Annotated in this window: 16 protein-coding genes; 6 read left to right on the forward strand and 10 right to left on the reverse strand. The window is 67.1% G+C overall.

Features of this window, described 5'->3' with window-relative positions; all coding sequences use genetic code 11:
- The first annotated feature begins 472 nt into the window (after nt 1-472).
- The 3 genes from BX604_RS28930 to BX604_RS28945 all read left to right on the forward strand — a co-directional run bounded on the left by BX604_RS28930 (nt 473) and on the right by BX604_RS28945 (nt 4,476).
- Nucleotides 473-2,812 (forward strand): phosphocholine-specific phospholipase C, encoded by a 2,340-nt coding sequence (locus BX604_RS28930; protein ID WP_098554271.1) that lies wholly within the window; start codon nt 473-475, stop codon nt 2,810-2,812.
- A gap of 245 nt (nt 2,813-3,057) precedes the next feature.
- A complete protein-coding gene (locus tag BX604_RS28935; RefSeq protein WP_098554272.1) occupies nt 3,058-3,327 on the forward strand; it encodes a hypothetical protein in 270 nt (89 codons plus the stop codon).
- Between the two features lie 156 nt (nt 3,328-3,483).
- Nucleotides 3,484-4,476, forward strand: coding sequence for a DedA family protein/thiosulfate sulfurtransferase GlpE (locus BX604_RS28945; RefSeq protein WP_098554273.1), 993 nt, complete (start codon nt 3,484-3,486; stop codon nt 4,474-4,476).
- A gap of 76 nt (nt 4,477-4,552) precedes the next feature.
- Here BX604_RS28945 and BX604_RS28950 read toward each other — a convergent pair whose 3' ends face one another.
- The 7 genes from BX604_RS28950 to BX604_RS28980 all read right to left on the reverse strand — a co-directional run bounded on the left by BX604_RS28950 (nt 4,553) and on the right by BX604_RS28980 (nt 12,434).
- Complete coding sequence (locus BX604_RS28950) at nt 4,553-6,025, reverse strand: OprD family porin (RefSeq protein WP_098554274.1); 1,473 nt, start codon at nt 6,023-6,025, stop codon at nt 4,553-4,555.
- 159 nt (nt 6,026-6,184) lie between these two features.
- Nucleotides 6,185-7,207 (reverse strand): ABC transporter ATP-binding protein, encoded by a 1,023-nt coding sequence (locus BX604_RS28955; RefSeq protein WP_175801307.1) that lies wholly within the window; start codon nt 7,205-7,207, stop codon nt 6,185-6,187.
- Nucleotides 7,204-8,196 (reverse strand): ABC transporter ATP-binding protein, encoded by a 993-nt coding sequence (locus tag BX604_RS28960; RefSeq protein WP_098554276.1) that lies wholly within the window; start codon nt 8,194-8,196, stop codon nt 7,204-7,206. The genes BX604_RS28955 and BX604_RS28960 overlap by 4 nt, the downstream gene beginning before the upstream one ends.
- A 1-nt stretch (nt 8,197) precedes the next feature.
- Nucleotides 8,198-9,100 carry an ABC transporter permease gene (locus tag BX604_RS28965; protein ID WP_098554277.1) on the reverse strand — a complete coding sequence of 301 codons (903 nt, stop codon included), beginning with the start codon at nt 9,098-9,100 and terminating at the stop codon, nt 8,198-8,200.
- A gap of 13 nt (nt 9,101-9,113) precedes the next feature.
- A complete protein-coding gene (locus BX604_RS28970) occupies nt 9,114-10,052 on the reverse strand; it encodes an ABC transporter permease subunit (RefSeq protein ID WP_098554278.1) in 939 nt (312 codons plus the stop codon).
- Between the two features lie 11 nt (nt 10,053-10,063).
- Nucleotides 10,064-11,677: a peptide ABC transporter substrate-binding protein gene (locus BX604_RS28975; protein ID WP_098554279.1), complete on the reverse strand. Its 1,614-nt coding sequence runs from the start codon at nt 11,675-11,677 to the stop codon at nt 10,064-10,066.
- Between the two features lie 178 nt (nt 11,678-11,855).
- Nucleotides 11,856-12,434, reverse strand: a complete 579-nt coding sequence (locus BX604_RS28980) for a cupin domain-containing protein (protein ID WP_098554280.1) — start codon at nt 12,432-12,434, stop codon at nt 11,856-11,858.
- A 500-nt stretch (nt 12,435-12,934) separates the two neighbouring features.
- On the opposite strand from BX604_RS28980, the gene BX604_RS28990 reads away from it, so the two are divergent.
- Together BX604_RS28990 and BX604_RS28995 are read left to right on the forward strand one after the other, a co-directional pair.
- The gene (locus BX604_RS28990; RefSeq protein ID WP_098554281.1) at nt 12,935-14,458 is read left to right on the forward strand and encodes a peptide MFS transporter; all 1,524 of its coding nucleotides are present in this window, start codon (nt 12,935-12,937) and stop codon (nt 14,456-14,458) included.
- A gap of 120 nt (nt 14,459-14,578) precedes the next feature.
- Nucleotides 14,579-14,785, forward strand: coding sequence for a hypothetical protein (locus BX604_RS28995; RefSeq protein WP_096507836.1), 207 nt, complete (start codon nt 14,579-14,581; stop codon nt 14,783-14,785).
- Nucleotides 14,786-14,840: 55 nt separating this feature from the next.
- On the opposite strand, the gene BX604_RS29000 is transcribed toward BX604_RS28995, so the two are convergent.
- The 3 genes from BX604_RS29000 to BX604_RS29010 form a co-directional block, all read right to left on the reverse strand.
- A complete protein-coding gene (locus BX604_RS29000; protein ID WP_098554282.1) occupies nt 14,841-15,965 on the reverse strand; it encodes an OpgC domain-containing protein in 1,125 nt (374 codons plus the stop codon).
- Nucleotides 15,966-16,349: 384 nt separating this feature from the next.
- Entirely contained in the window at nt 16,350-17,249 is a 900-nt protein-coding gene (gene rarD, locus BX604_RS29005; RefSeq protein ID WP_098554283.1) for an EamA family transporter RarD, read from the reverse strand.
- 12 nt (nt 17,250-17,261) lie between these two features.
- Nucleotides 17,262-17,558, reverse strand: coding sequence for an acylphosphatase (locus tag BX604_RS29010; protein ID WP_098554284.1), 297 nt, complete (start codon nt 17,556-17,558; stop codon nt 17,262-17,264).
- Nucleotides 17,559-17,770: 212 nt separating this feature from the next.
- On the opposite strand from BX604_RS29010, the gene hpnA reads away from it, so the two are divergent.
- Entirely contained in the window at nt 17,771-18,778 is a 1,008-nt protein-coding gene (hpnA, locus tag BX604_RS29020) for a hopanoid-associated sugar epimerase (protein WP_069260948.1), read from the forward strand.
- The last annotated feature ends 15 nt before the right edge of the window (nt 18,779-18,793 follow it).

Below are 18,793 nucleotides of genomic sequence, written 5' to 3' on the forward strand. Positions count from 1 at the left end.
ACGCAGCAACGCATCGAGCTTATCCGATTTCACGCGAATGAAACATCGCCATCGAACTGACCGGTTAAGTTGCATACACAACGACATGGCGTCATGCAGACATCACGCAATCGGCAATTCCTGCCCGATACCGCCGACACAAACCGGTAATTTCTTGCCGTCTCGACGCCCCCCACAGCAACCGATTCGTTGCGCCCGCAACGTCATCCGCGCAGGCTGCGCCATGTCATGCCCGCATCACGTCGACGTCATCTGCACGTCCTAGACTGGGCCGCGCCCTGACCGTCACTCACCGGGCCGGCACGTGCCGACATCCTCCCCCTCGCATCACGATGCGTGCCGGGCGCAGGATCGCGGCAACGGCCGACGCATTCGAACGCACATGCATCGCGGATCGTCCCGGGGGGGACGACGCATGGGACGCAGCTGGCCCCGGTCACGCATGCGCCCACCATCACAGGATCCGAACGCCATGACGTCACGCCGCACATTCCTTCAGAAGACCGCCACTTCAGGCCTCGCCGCCGCCGCGCTGTCCGCGTTTCCGCCGAGCATCCGCCGCGCGCTCGCGATTCCCGCGTTCCACGAAACGGGCACGCTCCACGACGTCAAGCACGTCGTACTGCTGATGATGGAGAACCGCGCATTCGACGGCTACTTCGGCACGTTCAAGGGTGTGCGCGGTTATGGCGACCGCTTCGCGGTGCCGTCGCCGAACGGCCGCGACGTGTTCTACCAGACGTATACGCAAACGACGCCGGCGACGACCTTCACGCCGTACCACCTCGATGCGAGCCAGGGCAACGCGCAGCGCGCGGGCGGCACGCCGCACACGTGGGCCGACGCGCAGGCCGCGTGGGACCACGGCCGGATGAACCATTGGCCCGACGCGAAAACGCCGCTGTCGATGGGTTATTACGACGCGGCGGAAGTACCATTCCAGCGCGCGCTCGCCGACGCGTTCACGCTGTGCGACCACTATCACTGCGGGATGCACACGGGCACGATCGCCAACCGCCTGTTCTACTGGAGCGGTACCAACGGCCCGAACGGCATCAGCCCGGCCGACGGCAGCCGCGTGAAGCTCGCCGCGCTGAACAACCAGTTCAACGGCGGCAACGACATCGGCCCGTCGAGCCAGGGGTGGACGTGGACAACCTACGCCGACCGGCTGCAGCAAGCCGGCGTGAAGTGGAAGGTGTACCAGAGCCTGATCGACAACTTCGGCTGCAACGAGATGATGAGCTTTCGCCACTGGCGCGCCGCCATCGAACAGATGCCGGCCGCGCGCCGGCCCGCGTACGTCGCGTCGACGGACATCACGCAGCCGGTGACGGCGGCCGGCGCATTCTACGATCCGGCGATCGACGATCCGTTGAGCCCGCTCGCGAAGGGCTTCGGCAACACGATGCCGTACGGCTTCCTCGAAACGTTCCGCGACGACATCCGCAACGGCAAGCTGCCCGAAGTGTCGTGGATCGTCCCGCCGTCGGTGTACAGCGAACATCCGGGGCCGTCGAGCCCCGCACAGGGCGCGTGGTACGTGCAGGCGGTGCTCGATGCGCTCACCGCGAATCCGGACGTATGGAGCAAGACCGTCCTGCTGATCAACTACGACGAAAACGACGGTTTCTTCGATCACATGCCGTCGCCGGCCGTGCCGTCGCGCAACGCGGACGGCACGCTCGCGGGCGGCCATACGCTCGCGAACGCCGACGTGGCCGTCGAGTACCACGACTTCGCGCCGGCCACGTCGAGCCAGCCGGCGGCCGACGGCCGTCCGTACGGCCCCGGCCCGCGCGTGCCGATGTGGGTGGTGTCGCCGTGGAGCCGCGGCGGCTGGGTGAACTCGCAGGTGTTCGACCATACGTCGACGCTGCTCTTCCTCGAAAAGCGCTTCGGCGTCGTGGAACCGCAGATCAGCGCGTACCGCCGCGCGGTGTGCGGCGACCTGACGAGCGCGTTCAACTTCCGCGCGCCGAACAACGAACCGCTGCCGACGCTCGCGGGCCGCACGACGAAAAGCCAGGTCGACGCGCTGAGCGCCGCGCAACAGGCCGCGCCGAAAATCACGCCGCCGGCCGCCCCTTCGCTGCCCGCGCAGGCCACCGGCGTGCGCCCGTCGCGGGCGCTGCCGTACGAGCTGCATGCGAGCGCGCAGGCCGATGGCGGCAAGGGCACCGTCACGCTGAAGTTCGCGAACACCGGCCGCGCGGCGGCGGTGTTCCACGTGTACGACAAGCTGCACCTGGATCGCGTGCCGCGCCGCTACGTCGTCGAACCGGGCAAGGCGCTGCGCGGCGACTGGGCGGCGCAGGCCGACGACAGCGGTAAATATGACCTGTGGGTGCTCGGCCCGAACGGCTATCACCGCCGCTTCACCGGCGACCTGGCCCGGCTCGCGGGGCCGCGTGCACCGCAACCGGAAGTGCGGGTCGGCTATGCGGGCGCGAGCGGCAACCTGCATCTGCGACTGCGCAACGACGGCGGCGGCACGGTGCGCTTCACGGTGAAGTCGAACAAGGTGTACGGCGCCCTGTCCGGCCATGGCGCGAACGACGATCACGGCAACCAGGACGGCAACAGCCAGGGGCGCGGGCACGGCAACGACGCGGGCACGACGTGGACCGTCACGGTGCGCGCCGGCAGCCAGTCGGAGCTGCACTGGACGCTCGACTCGACCGGGCACTGGTACGACTTCGTCGTCACCGCCGACAGCGATGCGCGCTTCTCGCGCCGCGTGGCCGGCCGCGTCGAAACGGGCCGCCACTCGGTCAGCGACCCTGCGATGGGGCTCGCCGACCGCTTCTGACGGCACCGCCGCAGCCCGGTCGGGAACGCGCCGGCCGGGCGCCGCTCGCCGCTCGCCGCGCGGCTCGATCCGGCTGAAACGCCCGCCCGGCGCGGCCCAAACATCTGAAGGATAGGTGGTGCAGCCCTCATTTCGAGCCCACGAAAATGCTCCGTGTTGCCGCCCGTTCGCGTTAAACTTCATCAAAGCTGCACCTACAACGACATCTTCGCCAACCCGGCATCCACGACACGAGGATAGGTTCGATGCGCACTTCCGGCTCATCCGGGGCAATGACCCTGCTCACCGAACACGACCCGGCCGACGGCCGCGAATTGCGCTCGCTCCGGCTCGAAGCGACCGGCGACGGCAAAAGCGTGCTGCTGATCGAGATCGACGAACGCAAGCCCGGCATCCATCGCGAGGTCCGCTACGAGATCACGCCGGCCGAACTGGTCGCGGCGATCCGCTCGCACGGCGCCGAGCTGCCCGGCGAAAACCACGGCGCCGCCTCGCTCGCCCGCACCCCCTCCTGATTGCCGAAGGGTGAGCCGCGCCCAGCGCGCCGGCTCACCAACATCTCCCTGCCGCCGTCAGGCGCTTTCCGTCGTTCCCGCCACCGGGTTGAAAATGGCCGATAATCGGCCCATCTGCGCTTCCTCTCCTGCGCCCATCCTTTTCGGCCAGCCGTCATGCTCCGTGACCTCGTCGCCCAATACGGGCCGCTTCTCGTCTTCGCCAACGTGTTTGCGGCAGCCATCGGCCTGCCGGTGCCGGCGATGCCGACGCTCGTGCTGTTCGGCGCGATGGCCGCGATGCATCCGGACATGATCGGCTCGCAGCTCGTGACGGTGATCGCGCTGTCGGTGCTCGGCGCGCTGATCGGCGATACGGCGTGGTATCTCGCCGGGCGACGTTATGGCGGCACGACGCTGAAGACGATCTGCCGGCTGTCGCTGTCGCGCGATACCTGCGTGAAGAAGACCGAACGTTTCTTCGGCCGCTACGGCGTACGCGTGCTGGCGGTCGCGCGCTTCATTCCCGGACTGTCGCTCGTCTCCGTGCCGATGGCCGGTGCGCTCGGCACGCGCTATCGCACGTTCGCCGGCTACGACGCGCTCGGCGCCGCGCTGTGGACGATCGTCGGGCTGGTGGCGGGGCTCGTGTTCTACCGGCAGATCGACTGGCTGTTCGCCGGCGCAAGCCGGCTCGGCCGCGCGGTATTGCTGGTGATCGTCGCGCTGCTGGCGATCTATGCGGCCGTGCGCTGGATGCGCCGCCGCGCGTTGCTCCGCCAGCTCGCGACCGCACGGATCGGCGTCGACGAGCTCGAGCGGCTGCTGCGCGACCCGGTGGCGCCGGTGGTCCTCGACGTCCGCTCGCCGGAGCACCGCAAGCTCGACCCGTTCACGATTCCGGGTGCGCAGTTCGCGGACGAGCGGCACATCGAAGACATCGTCGCGCGCTACCCGTTCTCGCAGCGGTTCGTCGTGTACTGCTCGTGCCCGAACGAAGTGACGGCCGCGCTGATGGCCAGGCGCCTGCTCGATGCAGGCTTCACCGATGCGCTGCCGCTGCGCGGCGGCCTCGACGCATGGCGCGATACGGGCCGCCAGCTCACGTCGCTGGTGGAAGACATGCCCGCCGCGAACGATCCGGTGGCGGGCCTGCACAAGCCGGCCTGATCGCACTGACTGCAGGCCGGCCGCGTAACGCTAAAAATACCGTTGGGGGACATTGCGTCCCCCTTCGATCAGTCGATCAGAACGCGTGCAGCGGCACGTTCACGACCAGGCGGTACTCGCGGTTCGTCGCGTCCGAGTAGTGCGCGGAACCGTTGTGCCACATCGCGATGAACGTGACCTTCGTGTTCTTCAGCTTGCCGCTCTGGAACGTGTACGACGGGATGAAGCCGAACTCGTGGTGACGGCCCTGCACCGGCGCGCCGTTGCTCCAGTAGATGCTCGACTTGGTCGGGTCGTTCGCCGCACCCGCGCTGCCGTCCGCACCCCAGCCCGTCACGCCCCAGATCATCGCCTTGAAGCCCGGCAGGCCCGCTTCCTTGCCGTAGAACGTGTAACGCAGCTGCAGCGACTTTTCGTGCGGCGCGTTGTAGTCGACGTCCATCGAGTTGGTCAGGAAGATGCCGTTCGTTTCGTTCAGGTAGTCGAAGAACTGGTCACCCAGGATCTGCTGGTAGCCGAGCAGCAGCTCGTGCGGGCCGTGCTGCGCAGCCAGCGACAAGCTGTATGCGTTGTTGTCGATCTTGCCCTGCAGCGCGTCGCCCGTGTCGTGCGTCGAATAGACGTTGCCGAAGCCCGTCCACTTGATCGTCTGCGTGCTGCCGATGCTGTGCTTCACCGACGCGTAGTACTGGTGCCACACGTCGTCGGCCTGGTTCGCGTACAGCGCGACTTCGCCGTTCGGCGAGTAGTCCCACGTGCCGCCGACGTAGGTCAGGCGGTTGATGCGCGTGCCGCCGTACTGGGTCGTGAGGTTCGTGAGCGTCGTATGGCCACGCGCATCGTTCTTCGTGAAGCTACCGGCTTCGAGCATCACGTTCTTGAATTCATTGCTGACGATCGTCGCACCGAGGAACGTCGGCGGCAGCGCACGGTTGTCGTGCTGCTCCATGAACGGGTTGTCGACGGCCTGCAGACCGTACTTGATCACCGTGTTCGAGATCCGCGCCTTCACGTCGTAGATGCCGGGGAATGCCCACGCGAGCTGGTTCCCGCCGCCGCCGCCCTTCGCGATGTGCACCATGCTGCCGGCGCCTTGGCCGCCGTCGAGCTTCAGTGCCGCATACACCGACGCGTCCACGCCGAAGCCAATCAGGCCCGACGTATAGCCGGACTCGAAGTTCGCCATCACGCCCTGGATCCATGCGTGACGATGCGGGCCGCCCTTCGCGTCGAGCACGTCCGAATAGTTGCGGAACAGGAAGTCGAGATGGCTGTCGGCGATGAAGCCCTTCGCCTTCGATTGCGCCGACGGTTCGTCGGGCGGCGTGACGGCCTGGCTTGCTTCGGCGTTGACAATGGCGTTCGGGGTCGTTGCCTGCGCAACCGTCGCGCTCGCGCCCGCGGCCGGCGCGGCCTGCGCGACCGTCAGCGGTGCGGGGGCCGCGTCGTCGGCGCGCGCGACGCCGCTCAGCGATACGCCGGCAAGTGCCGGCAGGCTCCATGCCAGCAGCATCTTCGATGCCGTCCCGATCGTCTTTTGCTTTTTCATCGTAATTCTCGTCTTGTGTTGATATCGTCCACGCCGGTCGCGATCCGCTTCCAGCCCCCCGGCTAGCCCGGCTAAAGGCGCGCCTGTACCCGCGACGCGAAGATCGTTCGCGCCGCATTTACCCCTGTTGACCTGCCTGGTTATGTTTGCTGCGTTACTTCACGCCGCTACACCCGCACGGATGCACGCGACCCGCGCGGCCGAGCCCTGCCGTACTTCCGGCAGCGGCACGTCCTGCGCGCACGCGTCGATCGCAACCGGGCAGCGCGTGCGGAACGCACAGCCCGACGGCGGGTTCAGCGGCGAGGGCATCTCGCCCGCCAGCAGCATCGGACGGCGAGCACGCTCGCGCGCCGGCTCCGGCGTCGGCGCTGCATCGAGCAGCGCCTTCGTGTACGGGTGCTGCGGCACGCCGTACACGTCATGCCGCGTGCCGAACTCCATCACGCGGCCGAGATACATCACGAGCACGCGCTGGCTGATGGCCTTCACCACCGCCAGGTCGTGCGCGACGAACAGATAGGACAACGACAGTTCGCGTTGCAGATCGCGCAGCAGGTTCACGATCTGCGCCTGGATCGACACGTCGAGTGCCGAAACGGGTTCGTCGCAGATCACGAGCTTCGGCTCGCCGATCAGCGCGCGCGCGATACCGACGCGCTGGCACTGCCCGCCGGAAAATTCATGGGGATAGCGCAGCAGGTGATGCGCATTCAAGCCGACGCGCTCGAGCATCGTGATCACGCGGCGGCGCACTTCGGTGCGACCGAGACCCGCGTGGTGCGTGACGAGCGGTTCCGCGACAATCTGTTCGATCGTCATGCGCGGATCGAGCGACGCGAGCGGATCCTGGAAGATCATCTGCACTTCGCGGCGCATCGCGGTGCCGCGCAGGTGATCGGACGCCACCGCTTCGCCGCGCCAGCGCACGGTGCCGGCGGTCATCGGCGCGAGACCGATCAGCGCACGCGCGAGCGTCGACTTTCCGCAGCCCGACTCACCGACGAGCCCGACCGTCTCGCCGCGCTTCACGTCGAACGACACGCCGTCGACGGCACGCAGCGTGCCCTTCGGCGACCACGGATAGCCGCCGAGCGGCACGCGGAAATGCACCTTCAGATTCTCGACGGACAGCAGCGTGTCGCCCGTCGCGCCGGCATCGCGGCGTTCATTGACGCTCATCGCAGGCCTCCCGTCAGATCGGCCGGCGGCCGGTGGCATGCGCGCACCGCGCCCACGGCGCCATAGGTTTCGAGCGCGGGGCGCGCGGCACCGCAGCGCTCCTCCGCATAGGTGCAGCGCTTCGCGAACGCGCAGCCGACCGGCGCGGTGCCGGGCATCGGCGGATTGCCGGGAATCGCGATGAGCGGTGCATCGTCCGCATCGGTCAGGCGCGGCAGCGCGTTGAGCAGGCCGATCGTGTACGGGTGCGACGGTGCGGCGAAGATCGAATCGGCCGGCGCGTATTCGACGGTGCGGCCCGCATACATGACCATCACGTCGTCCGCGAGGCCGGCGACCACGCCCATGTCGTGCGTGATCAGCACGATCGCGGTGCCGCGCTCGCGGTTCAGCTCGCGCAGCAGGTCGATGATCTGTGCCTGCACGGTCACGTCGAGCGCGGTGGTCGGCTCGTCGGCGATCAGGATTTCCGGCTCGGACAGCAGCGCCATCGCGATCATCACGCGCTGGCGCATGCCGCCCGAGAACTCGTGCGGATACATCCGGATGCGGCGCGCCGCATCGGGGATGCGCACCGACTCGAGCACCTCGATCGCGCGCTTGGTCGCTTCCTTGCGCGACAGCTTGCGATGCAACTGCAGCGTCTCGGTCATCTGCCGCTCGATCGTCAGGAACGGATTGAGCGACGTCATCGGATCCTGGAAGATCATCGCGACCCGGTCGCCGCGCACCGCGTTCAGCGCGCGCGTATCCATCTCGAGCAGGTTGTCGCCGCGATAGCGCGCGGCGCCCGTCGTCGTGCCGTTGCCGGCCAGCAGGCCGAGCAGCGCCATCACGGTCTGGCTCTTGCCGGAGCCCGATTCGCCGACGATGCCGAGCGTCTTGCCGGCTTCGAGCGAGAACGACACGCCGCTCACGGCGTCGATCGGCGGCGCGTCCTTGCGCGTGAAGCGCACGCCGAGGTTTTCAACTTCTAGCAGGGCAGCCATTTCAGCGATCCTTCGGGTCGAGCGCGTCACGCAGGCCGTCGCCAACGAAGTTCACGCAGTAGAGCGTCACGCACAGCATGACGGCCGGTGCCAGCAGCAGCCACGGCATCGATTCGAGTTTCTGCGCGCCGTCCTGGATCAGCACGCCCCAGCTCGTCATCGGCTCCTGCACGCCGAGGCCGAGGAACGACAGCACCGATTCGGTCAGCACGATGTTCGGCACCGACACGGTCGCGTACACGACGACCACGCCGAGCAGGTTCGGCACGACGTGGCGCAGCACGATCGACGCCGGCGACACGCCGATCGCGCGCGCCGCATCGACGAACTCGCGGTTGCGCAGCGACAGCGTCTGGCCGCGCACGACGCGCGCCATGTCGATCCACGAGAACGCGCTGATGGTCAGCACGACCAGCATGAACGAGCGGCCGAACAGGGTCATCATCAGGATCGCGATCAGCAGGTACGGGATCGCGTACATCATGTCGACGACGCGCATCATCGCGGAGTCGATGCGGCCGCCCGCGAAGCCGGCGGTCGCGCCCCACGCGACGCCGAACAGGCCGGACACCAGCGTGCCGAGCACGCCGACCTCGATCGACACGCGGCCGCCGATCAGCGTGCGCACGAGCAGGTCGCGGCCCAGTTCGTCGGTGCCGAACCAGTGCTGGTTCGCGAACGTCGGCGGCAGGCTGATCGAGCCCCAGTCGCTCGCGGCGGGATCGGCCGCGAGCAGCCACGGACCGACGAAACACGCGAGCGTGATCAGCGCGAGCAGCACGAGGCTGAACACGGCCGCACGGTTGTGAAGGAAGCGCGCGAACGCGAGCGCCAGCGGCGAGCGCGAACGCGGCGGCGAGTCGGTCTGCACGGGCAGACTGACGACGGGAGTAGTCGGAGTCATCGCAGTGCCTCGCTCAATAACGGATGCGCGGATCGAGCCACGCGTACGCGAGGTCGACCAGCAGGTTGAACAGCACCGCACAGACGGTCGTCAGCACGACGAGGCCGAGCACCAGCGTGTAGTCGCGGTTGATGGCGCCGTTCACGACGAGCTGCCCGAGCCCCGGCAGCGCGAACACCGATTCGGTGACGACGGCTGCGGTGATCGACGTGATGCAGACCGTGCCGAACAGCGACACGACCGGCATCAGCGCGGGCTTGAGCGCGTGGCGCAGCACGATCGTCGAGCCCGGCAGGCCCTTCGCGCGCGCGGTGCGGATGTAGTTGCTCGACAGCGTCTCGATCATCGAGCCGCGCATCACGCGGGCGAGCAGCGACACGTTGATGAGGGTCAGCAGCACGATCGGCAGCAGCCGGTACTGCCAGCCGCCGTCGCCCCAGCCGCCGGCCGGCAGCCAGCCGTTGCCGGCCGACGTCTTCAGCAGGATCGCGAAGATCCACACCAGCACCGGGCCGAGCACGAACGGCGGCACGACGTTGCCGAAGTTGCCGATCAGCATCACGAAGCGGTCGATCAGGCTGTCGCGGCGCACGGCCGCGACGGTGCCGAGCAGCACGCCGAACACGATCGAGATCGGGATCGACACGCCGCCCACGCCGAGACTCACGGGCAGCGCCTTCTTCACGAGATCGTTCACCGACCAGTCGACGTAACGGAACGACGGGCCGAGATCGCCGTGCAGCAGCGAACCGAGATACAGCAGGTACTGCTTCCACAGCGGCTCGTCGAGGTGGTACTTCGCGTTCAGGTTCGCGAGCGTCGCCGCGGACAGCTGCTTCTCCGTATCGAACGGACCGCCGGGCGTGAAATGCAGCAGCAGGTAGCAGACGGTGATGACGGCGAGAATCGTCGGCACCGCCCACAACGTGCGTCTCAATGCGTAGGCCAGCATGATCGCTCCGCTCAGTGCTTGATCAGGTACAGGTCCTGCGAAGCACGCATGTCGATCACGTTCTTCAGCGAGTAGCCGCCCACGTAGGGCTTCACGAGACGGTCGGCCGAGTACTGGAACAGCGGCACCATCGGCGTGTCGTTCATCGCCATGTCGTGCGCCTGCGTGAGCAGCGCGGCGCGCGCCTTGTCGTCGAGCTTCTGGTTGCCTTCGTCGACGAGCGCGTCGGCCTGCTTGTTGCAGTAGCCGACGGTGTTCTGCGAGCTGCCGCAGCGGATCAGGTCGAAGAAGGTCATCGCGTCGTTGTAGTCGGCGAACCAGCCGTCGCGCGCGATCTGCACCTTGCCGTCATGACGCTCCTTCATCAGCACCTTGAACTCGACGTTCTCGAGCTTCGTGTTGATGCCGAGCTTCGTGCGCCATTCCGACGCGGTAAACAACGCGACCTTCTTGTGCAGGTCGTTGGTGTTGTAGGTGAGCGTGAACGACAGCGGCTTCGCATCCGAGTAGCCGGCCTGCTTGAGCAGGTCCTTCGCCGCCGCGATGCGCTTGGCCATCGGCCACGCCGCCCATGCCGGCGTGAACGGCTGCACACCCTTCGTCCCATTCGGCATCAGGCCGTACATCGGCTTCTCGCCGGCCTGCGTGAGCTTCTGCGTCAGCACGTCGCGATCGATCACCATCGATAGCGCCTGGCGCACGCGCTTGTCCTTCAGCGCCGCGTCGCTGTTGTTCAGGTAGTAGTAGTAGGTCGCGAGCTGCAGGCCCGGGCGCAGTTCGCCGCCGAACTGCTTGCTGACCTGCTGGAAGATGCCCGACGGGATCGAGTAGCTGTAGTCGATCTGGCCGGCCTGGTACATGCGCATCGCGGTTTCGTCGCTTTCGATCGGCAGGTACGTGACCTTGTTGATCACGACTTTCGGCGCGTTCCAGTACTTCGCGTCCTTGGTGATCACGATGTGGTTGTTCGGCTGCCAGTCGACCAGCTGGTACGCCCCGTTGCTGACGATGTTGCCCGGGCGCGTCCACGCGTCGCCGAACTTCGTGACGGTGTCCTTGTTCACCGGCGCGAGCGGCGCCATTGCAGTCAGCTCGGGGAAGAACGCGACGGGCACGTCGGTCGTCACTTCCAGCGTGTACGGGTCGATCGCGCGCACGCCGAGCGTCGTCGGCGTGGCCTTGCCGGCGATGATGTCCTTCGAGTTCTTCACGAATTCAACGAGGATCGTGTACTTCGAGCCCGTCTTCGGATCGACGAGGCGCTCCCACGAATAGACGAAATCGGCGGCCGTCACGGGCTGGCCGTTGCTCCACTTCGCGTCGTGACGCAGCTTGAAGACCCACGTCTGCGGCGTCTTGCGTTCCCACGATTGCGCAACACCCGGCACGACCTGACCAGCCGCGTCGATACGGGCGAGCCCTTCGAACAGGTCGAGGCCGATCGTGTTGCCGGTCCACGATTCGATGTGCGCCGGGTCGAGCGACTCGACTTCGGCGGGCACCTGGCGCGTCAGGTCCTGTTGAGGAGCGAGCGCGACATTCGACGGAACGGTAACGGCGTGGGCTGCGGGCGTCGTCAGGGCGAGCGCGGCCAGCACGGCCGACATGGCATGCAAGGATTTCATCGTGGCAGTATTGAGAAGGTTTTTCGGTGAGCGTCGCGCGGCGGATGCCGCGGCTTACGCGTGAGACGCTGACGGGTACAGCGATTGAGGAGGCCCGTGATTCTCGTATTGCATGTTAGTATTCCTTACATTTCTTTCGACAGGCATTCCGTCTTCGAAACGAAGGAATACCTGTGCGTTAGAACAGTCTCGGTGTACCGACCCAGACCACCACCGACTCGACGTTCGCGGTGTTGACCCAGCTGTGCGGGACCGTCGACTGATAGTGCGAACTGTCGCCGGCCAGCAGGACGAACGTCTTGCCTTCCAGCGTCAGCGACACTTCCCCTTCAATCACATACAGGAACTCCTCTCCTGCATGTGTCGTCACCTCCGAGCGCTTCTGTCCCGGCGGCATCCGCACGAGGATCGCCTCGAGCTGACGCCCTTCGGATACGTTCGTCAGCCTCGCGAACAGATTCGCCGAATCGGCGAACCCGAAGAAGCGCAACTGCTCGCCTCGACAGACCGAGCGTTCCTCGCTCGGCGTATCCACGAAGTACTGCACCGTCACGCCGAGTGCCTGTGCGATACCGGCCAGCGACGTCAGCGACGGCGACGCGAGCCCGCGCTCGACTTGAGACAGAAACGGCTTCGAAATCCCCGCGGCGGTAGCGGTGTCGTCGAGCGTGCGCTTCAGTCGTTGGCGCAACGCGCGAATCTTGCTGCCCAGCGCGGCGGCATCTGCCGACCGCGAGTTTTCAGTGGGGGGAACCATAGCAGGCCGAAAAGTGGTCGTCAAAAAATGTTTGATGGAAAGTAACTAAGTTAGATCGATATGGCTTAGTCTTCGGGTTCGCACACGTCTTCGGTGTTGAGCCCGGTGCACTAAACAGGGCACGAAGCGAGCGAAACGACGCGCTATCTTGCCAGACTCGCCGGCTTCACAGGCAAGCTGCAAGGGGCTCTCCGGGAATCTGCTGAGAGCCGGGCGCCAAGCTTACAAGTAGATGATGAGACAAATGTTCCTGAAAGCTGCTGCCATATCGGGAGTTTCCCTGAGTGGCGCGGACCTGACGCACCGGACCGGCGAGCGCTACCATTCGCGCGCCGGTCGGGGCCTCGCACCACCTTACCAGGTGGAGTCCGACCCCGGCCCGGGCTGACCTGCCCGACTGTTCCATCGCCGACGCAAAGCCTACCCGGCCACTGTGCTCCGGCGCCAGTTCGACCCCCCAGGCGACGCGCGATCCGCGCCGTCCGTTTCAAACGAGATTGATGATGCACGCACCTGTTTCTCAAACCCGATCGTTTACGACGGTCTTCCTCATCGAAATGTGGGAGCGCTTCGGCTACTACGGCATGGCCGCGCTCCTGGTCCTCTTCATGGTCGACAGGCTCGGTTTCACCGACAGCCATGCGAACCTGACCTGGGGCGCGTTCACCGCGCTCGTCTACGCGTCGCCGTCGATCGGCGGCTGGATCGGCGACAAGGTGCTCGGCGCCCGTCGCACGATGATCATCGGCGCGGCCGTGCTGTGCACAGGCTACCTGATGCTGGCGTTCCCGAACGATGCGCTGTCTTACATGTACGCATCGCTCGGCGTGATCGTCGTCGGCAACGGCCTGTTCAAGGCCAACGCGGCAAACCTCGTGCGCCGCATCTATGAAGGCGACGATGCGCGCATCGACAGCGCGTTCACGATCTACTACATGGCGGTCAACATCGGCTCGACCGTGTCGATGCTCGCGACGCCGTGGATCAAGGATCACTGGGGCTGGCACGCCGCGTTCGCGGTCTGCTGCGCCGGCATGCTGCTCGCGATCCTGAACTTCATGCTGATGCACCGCACGCTCGCGCACATCGGTTCGCAGCCCGACGATCAGCCGATCCGCTGGAAGCGTCTCGGCGGCGTGGCGGTCGGCGGTGTCGCGCTCGCGCTGATCACGCTGTACGTGCTGCAGCACAAGCAACTCGCGGTCGCGAGCGTGTGGACGGCGGCATTCGCGATCCTCGCGATCTTCGCGTACATGATCGCGAAGTCGGAGCGTTCGGAGCGTGCGGGCCTGATCGCCGCGCTGGTGCTGATCGGCCAGGTGATCCTGTTCTTCATCTTCTACGTGCAGATGTCGACGTCGCTGACGCTGTTCGCGCTGCGCAACGTCGATCCGCGCTTCATCCTGTTCGGCACGACGCTGTTCACGTGGAGCGCCGCGCAGTTCCAGGCGCTGAACCCGATCTGGATCATGATGCTGAGCCCGGTGCTCGTGTGGGTCTACAACGCGTTCTCGAAGGCCGGCCGCGACCTGCCGGTCGCCGCGAAGTACGCACTCGGCTTCGGCGCAGTGGCCGCCGGCTACCTGGTGTTCACGATCAGCGGCCGCTACGCGGTGGATGGTCGCGTGTCGTCGTGGTTCATGGTGTGGGGCTACGGCCTCTACTCGCTCGGCGAACTGCTGGTGAGCGGCCTCGGCCTCGCGATGATCGCCCGCTACGTGCCGGCACGCATGAGCGGCTTCATGATGGGCGCGTATTTCGTCGCGACGGGTGTGTCGCAGTACCTCGGCAGCGTCGTCGCGAACTTCGCGCAGATGCCGTCGCATGACCTGCCGGCCACCGAATCGCTGCCGCTCTACCTGTCGCTGTTCGAGAAGCTTGGCTGGCTCGCCGCGATCGGCATGCTGCTCGCACTGCTGCTGCTGCCGATGATGAACCGCCTGTCGCGCCAGCATCAGCGCTGCGCGGAAGAGCGCCGCGAAGAAGAAACGCTGCAGGCGCAAGCGATGGCTTCGGCCCAGTAAGTACTATCCCTCGGCGTGCGGCATGCACGCCACATTCTCCCGCCGGCGCGGCCAGCACGTTCTACACTGGTTGCAACAGCGCATCCGCTCCGTCGCGATGCGCACTGGCGGGAGAAAACCATGAAAAGCAGAACGACACGGCTGTTGAGGATACTGTCCGACATCCGGCACGCGCAGCGCTGCACCGCACTGCGCGCCGCCCGGGCGGCAGCCGAAGCCGACGCAGTGCTCGCCGAGCAGGACGATCCGAAGTCCGACGCACGCGACGACGCCGAATCCGACGATCCGAACGCCGTCCCCCGCTCCCGCATCGGCTCACCTCACTGATGTCACCGCAGCCGCGCGGCGCCTTCCGGGCCGCGTGCGCGCCCTCCGCCGCCGCTTACGCGGCTGCACCGCGCCATCGCGCGAACCACGTTCCCGAACCCGCCACGGCAATCATCAGTCCGACCGCGCATGCGTCGGCCGCGAGGCCCACGCCGATATGCCGCAGCTCGGCGCCGTGCGCGACCGGGTGCAGCAGCGAGTCGATGACGAGCGAGATCGCGGCACCCGCGACGAAGCAGATCAGCCCGCGCTGGCCGACCGTGACGACCGGCCGCACCGCGCGCGCGACCCGCGCGATCCAGCCGTAGCGCACGAAGTCGGCCATCAGCCAGGCGACCGCCGCGAAGCTGACGATGCGCGGCAGGGCGAGATCGCGCTTGAGCACGCCTTCGGGCACCGGCAGCCCCGAGAGCAGCTTGTAGCTCGCGCAGCCGATCACGATCGCGCATGCGACGCCGGTCGCCGCGGCACTCCAGCGGCCGAGCGCGATGCGCCGGTAGACGGGCTGGCAGCGCGCGAGCACGCCCGCGACGAACATCAGCTGCCACGCGAACGGATTGAAGCTCCAGCGAAACGAATCGGTATCCAGCAGTTCGGGGCCGAGCCAGCCGGCCGCGAGCCACGACGCCGCGCTGAAGCCGACGAGCAGCCACGGATGGCGGCGCGCGAACGGCACGATCACGGGCGACGCGAGCGCGAACAGCACGTACATCGGCAATACCGACGCGAGATACGGCTGGCGCTGGAACGTCAGCAGCTCGGCGAGGCCGGTGAGCGGCGACGCGAGCATCACGCTGACGTCGTCGAGCGCGAGGTTCGGCGCGTCGATCCCGTAATGGTCGAGCACGACGGACACGACGAGCATGAGCGTCGACGTCGCGAGAAACGCGCGGTAGATCTGCATCGCGCGGCGCACGAACCGCCGCTGCGCGGCACGCGTGCCGTGCCGGTCGGCGATCGCGCCGTACGCACTCGCGGTCGCGAAACCACCGAGGAACACGAACACCTCGGCCGCGTCGCACAGCGCGAACGCATGGAGCGTCACGCGCGACAGCACGCTCGCGCCGATGTGGTCGACGACGATCATCAGCAACACGATTCCGCGGAAGAAATCGACTTCGATCAGGCGACCGCTGCGCGCGGGCGAAGCCGGGGTGGAGGGCGGTGCGCTCAACGACATGCGCCCACCTGCGCGACGAAGGTGCGACACGCGCCGGCGGAAAGATCGGAAAGGAAAGGGCGAGCGAAATCAGCAGCGATACGCGTATGCTCGCATCGCGCCAACCCGGCCGGCCCGGCACGGAGATGACCGTTCATGGAAAAGCTGCATACGAAGGGAAGACGGTCACGTCAGTCTAACGGCCGCTCGGGGATACCCTAAGTAACAAAGTGCAACGGAATCTTCTGTTCGATTACGGGGATGACGGCGGCGATACAGAATTGGCAGCGCGGCCAGCCTGATGTCAGTGCGATGCCAGTTCGACGCCAGCATCGCGAATTCGACAGAAGGAACGCGCGATGCGCAGCACGTTGCGCGCTGCGCTCGCGGCGTGCGTGCCGACGCTCAGCCGCGCGCCGGCAGGCGCCGCATCAGCATCGCGCTGTGCCACGCGGTCAGCGCGACGGCGACCCAGATCGGTCCGTAGGTCGCGAGCTGCGCGGCGCTCAGCGTCTCGCCGAGCAGCAGCAGCGATACCGCGACGAGCAGCACGGGCTCGACGTAGCCGAGGATCCCGAACAGCGCCATCGGCAGCATCCGGCTCGCCTTCAGGTAGCTCGCGAGCGCGAGCGTGCTGAGCACGCCGAGCCCGGGCAGCAGCACGGCCCACAGCAGCGGATGGCTGGCGACCGGCGTCGGGCTCGTCGACACCATCGCGAACGCGATCGGACATAGCAGCACGATCTCGAGCGCGAACGCGGCCAGCGAATCGGCGTTGATCCGCCGGCGCAGCACGAAATACGGCGGATAGCCGAGCGCGACGACGAGCGTCGGCCACGCGAACGCGCGCGTCGCCCACACCTCGTGCGCGACGCCGAGCGCCGCACACGCGACCGCCGCCCACTGCAGCGGATCAAGCCGTTCGTGATAGTAGTAGCGGCCGACGAGCACCATCGTCAGCGGCAGCAGGAAATAGCCGAGCGACACTTCGAGCATGCGCCCGTGCAGCGGCGCCCACAGGAACAGCCACAGCTGCACGCCGAGCAGCGCCGCGCTCACCGGCAGCGCGATCAGCAGGCGCCAGTCGCGTACGCTGCGCCGCACGAGTTCGACGAGCGCCGGCCAGCGGCCGCGCAGCGCGATCAGCGCGAGCGCGCCCGGTGCGGTCCACAACACGCGCCACGCGAAGATGTCGAGCCCCGTGAGCGGCGCGAGCAATTTCGCGTACGCCGACATCAGCGCGAACAGCGTCGACGCCATCACCGACAGCATGAGGCCACGCCCGGCCTCCGGATACCCCGTCATGCCTGGTTCGCCTTACTGCTGCTGGAAGCGCTCGAAGCGCCTTTCGACCTGACGCTCCTCGAACGTCACTTCGGTCACGCGCGCAGACGGCGGCCCGTGGCGCAGCCATGCGAGCATCCGGTCGATCTGCGCGCCGGGGCCCTGGATCATCGCCTCGACGCTGCCGTCCTCCAGATTCGCGACCCAGCCGCGCAGCTTCAGCGCATGCGCCTCGCGTACCGTCGCGTGACGAAAACCGACGCCCTGCACGACGCCGCGCACCCGTACGTAGTAGGTCTCGATCCGTTCGTCCAGTTCATTGCGGCTCATCGCGTCGCCCTCCCGTAGCGCATTCCATTCAAGCCCGGCATTGTAGACGCGTCGGCGGCTTCGCACACGCGTCCGGCGGGGCCGCCGCGCAGCCCCGCCGCGGCCCGGTGCGACGCCCCGCGCGGCGCTCGCGTCGCCGCCTGCGCCGACCACGTACAATCTCGCCGACGCACAACTGCCGCGCCGCTCGCGCGCGGCCCTGAAGGAAACGCATGACTGATACCTCCCGCGATCTCGTTCTCGTCACCGGCGCGTCCGGTTTCGTCGGCTCGGCCGTCGCCCGCATCGCGCAGCAGAAAGGCTATGCGGTGCGCGTGCTGGTGCGCCCGACCAGCCCGCGCACGAACGTCGCGGACCTCGACGCCGAGATCGTGACCGGCGACATGCGCGACGAGGCGTCGATGCGTGCCGCGCTGCGCGGCGTGCGCTACCTGCTGCACGTGGCGGCCGACTACCGGCTGTGGGCGCCGGATCCGGACGAGATCGAGCGCGCGAACCTCGAAGGCGCGGTCGCGACGATGCGCGCCGCGCGCGCCGAAGGCGTCGAGCGGATCGTCTATACGAGCAGCGTCGCGACGCTGAAGGTCACGAGCGCGGGCGATCCGTCCGACGAGAACCGGCCGCTCACGGCGGAGCAGGCGATCGGCGTGTACAAGCGCAGCAAGGTGCTGGCCGAGCGCGCGGTCGAGCGGATGATCGCCGACGAAGGGCTACCGGCCGTGATCGTCAATCCGTCGACGCCGATCGGCCCGCGCGACGTGAAGCCGACGCCGACCGGCCGCATCATCGTCGAAGCCGCGCTCGGCAAGATTCCCGCGTTCGTCGATACCGGGCTGAACCTCGTGCACGTCGACGACGTCGCGCACGGCCACTTCCTCGCACTCGAGCGCGGCCGGATCGGCGAGCGCTACATCCTCGGCGGCGAGAACCTCCCGCTGCAGCAGATGCTCGCCGACATCGCGCAGATGACGAACCGCAAGGCACCGACGATCGCGCTGCCGCGCTGGCCGCTCTACCCGCTCGCGGTAGGCGCGGAGGCCGTCGCGAAGTTCACGAAGAAGGAACCGTTCGTGACCGTCGACGGGCTGCGGATGTCGAAGAACAAGATGTATTTCACGTCCGCGAAAGCCGAGCGCGAGTTGGGCTACCGCGCGCGTCCGTACCGCGAAGGACTGCGCGATGCGCTCGACTGGTTCGGCTCGGCGGGGTATCTGAAATAACACAAAGCGGTGTGC

The sequence above is a fragment of the Burkholderia sp. JKS000303 genome, assembly GCF_002563755.1.
Lineage (GTDB): Bacteria > Pseudomonadota > Gammaproteobacteria > Burkholderiales > Burkholderiaceae > Burkholderia > Burkholderia anthina_B.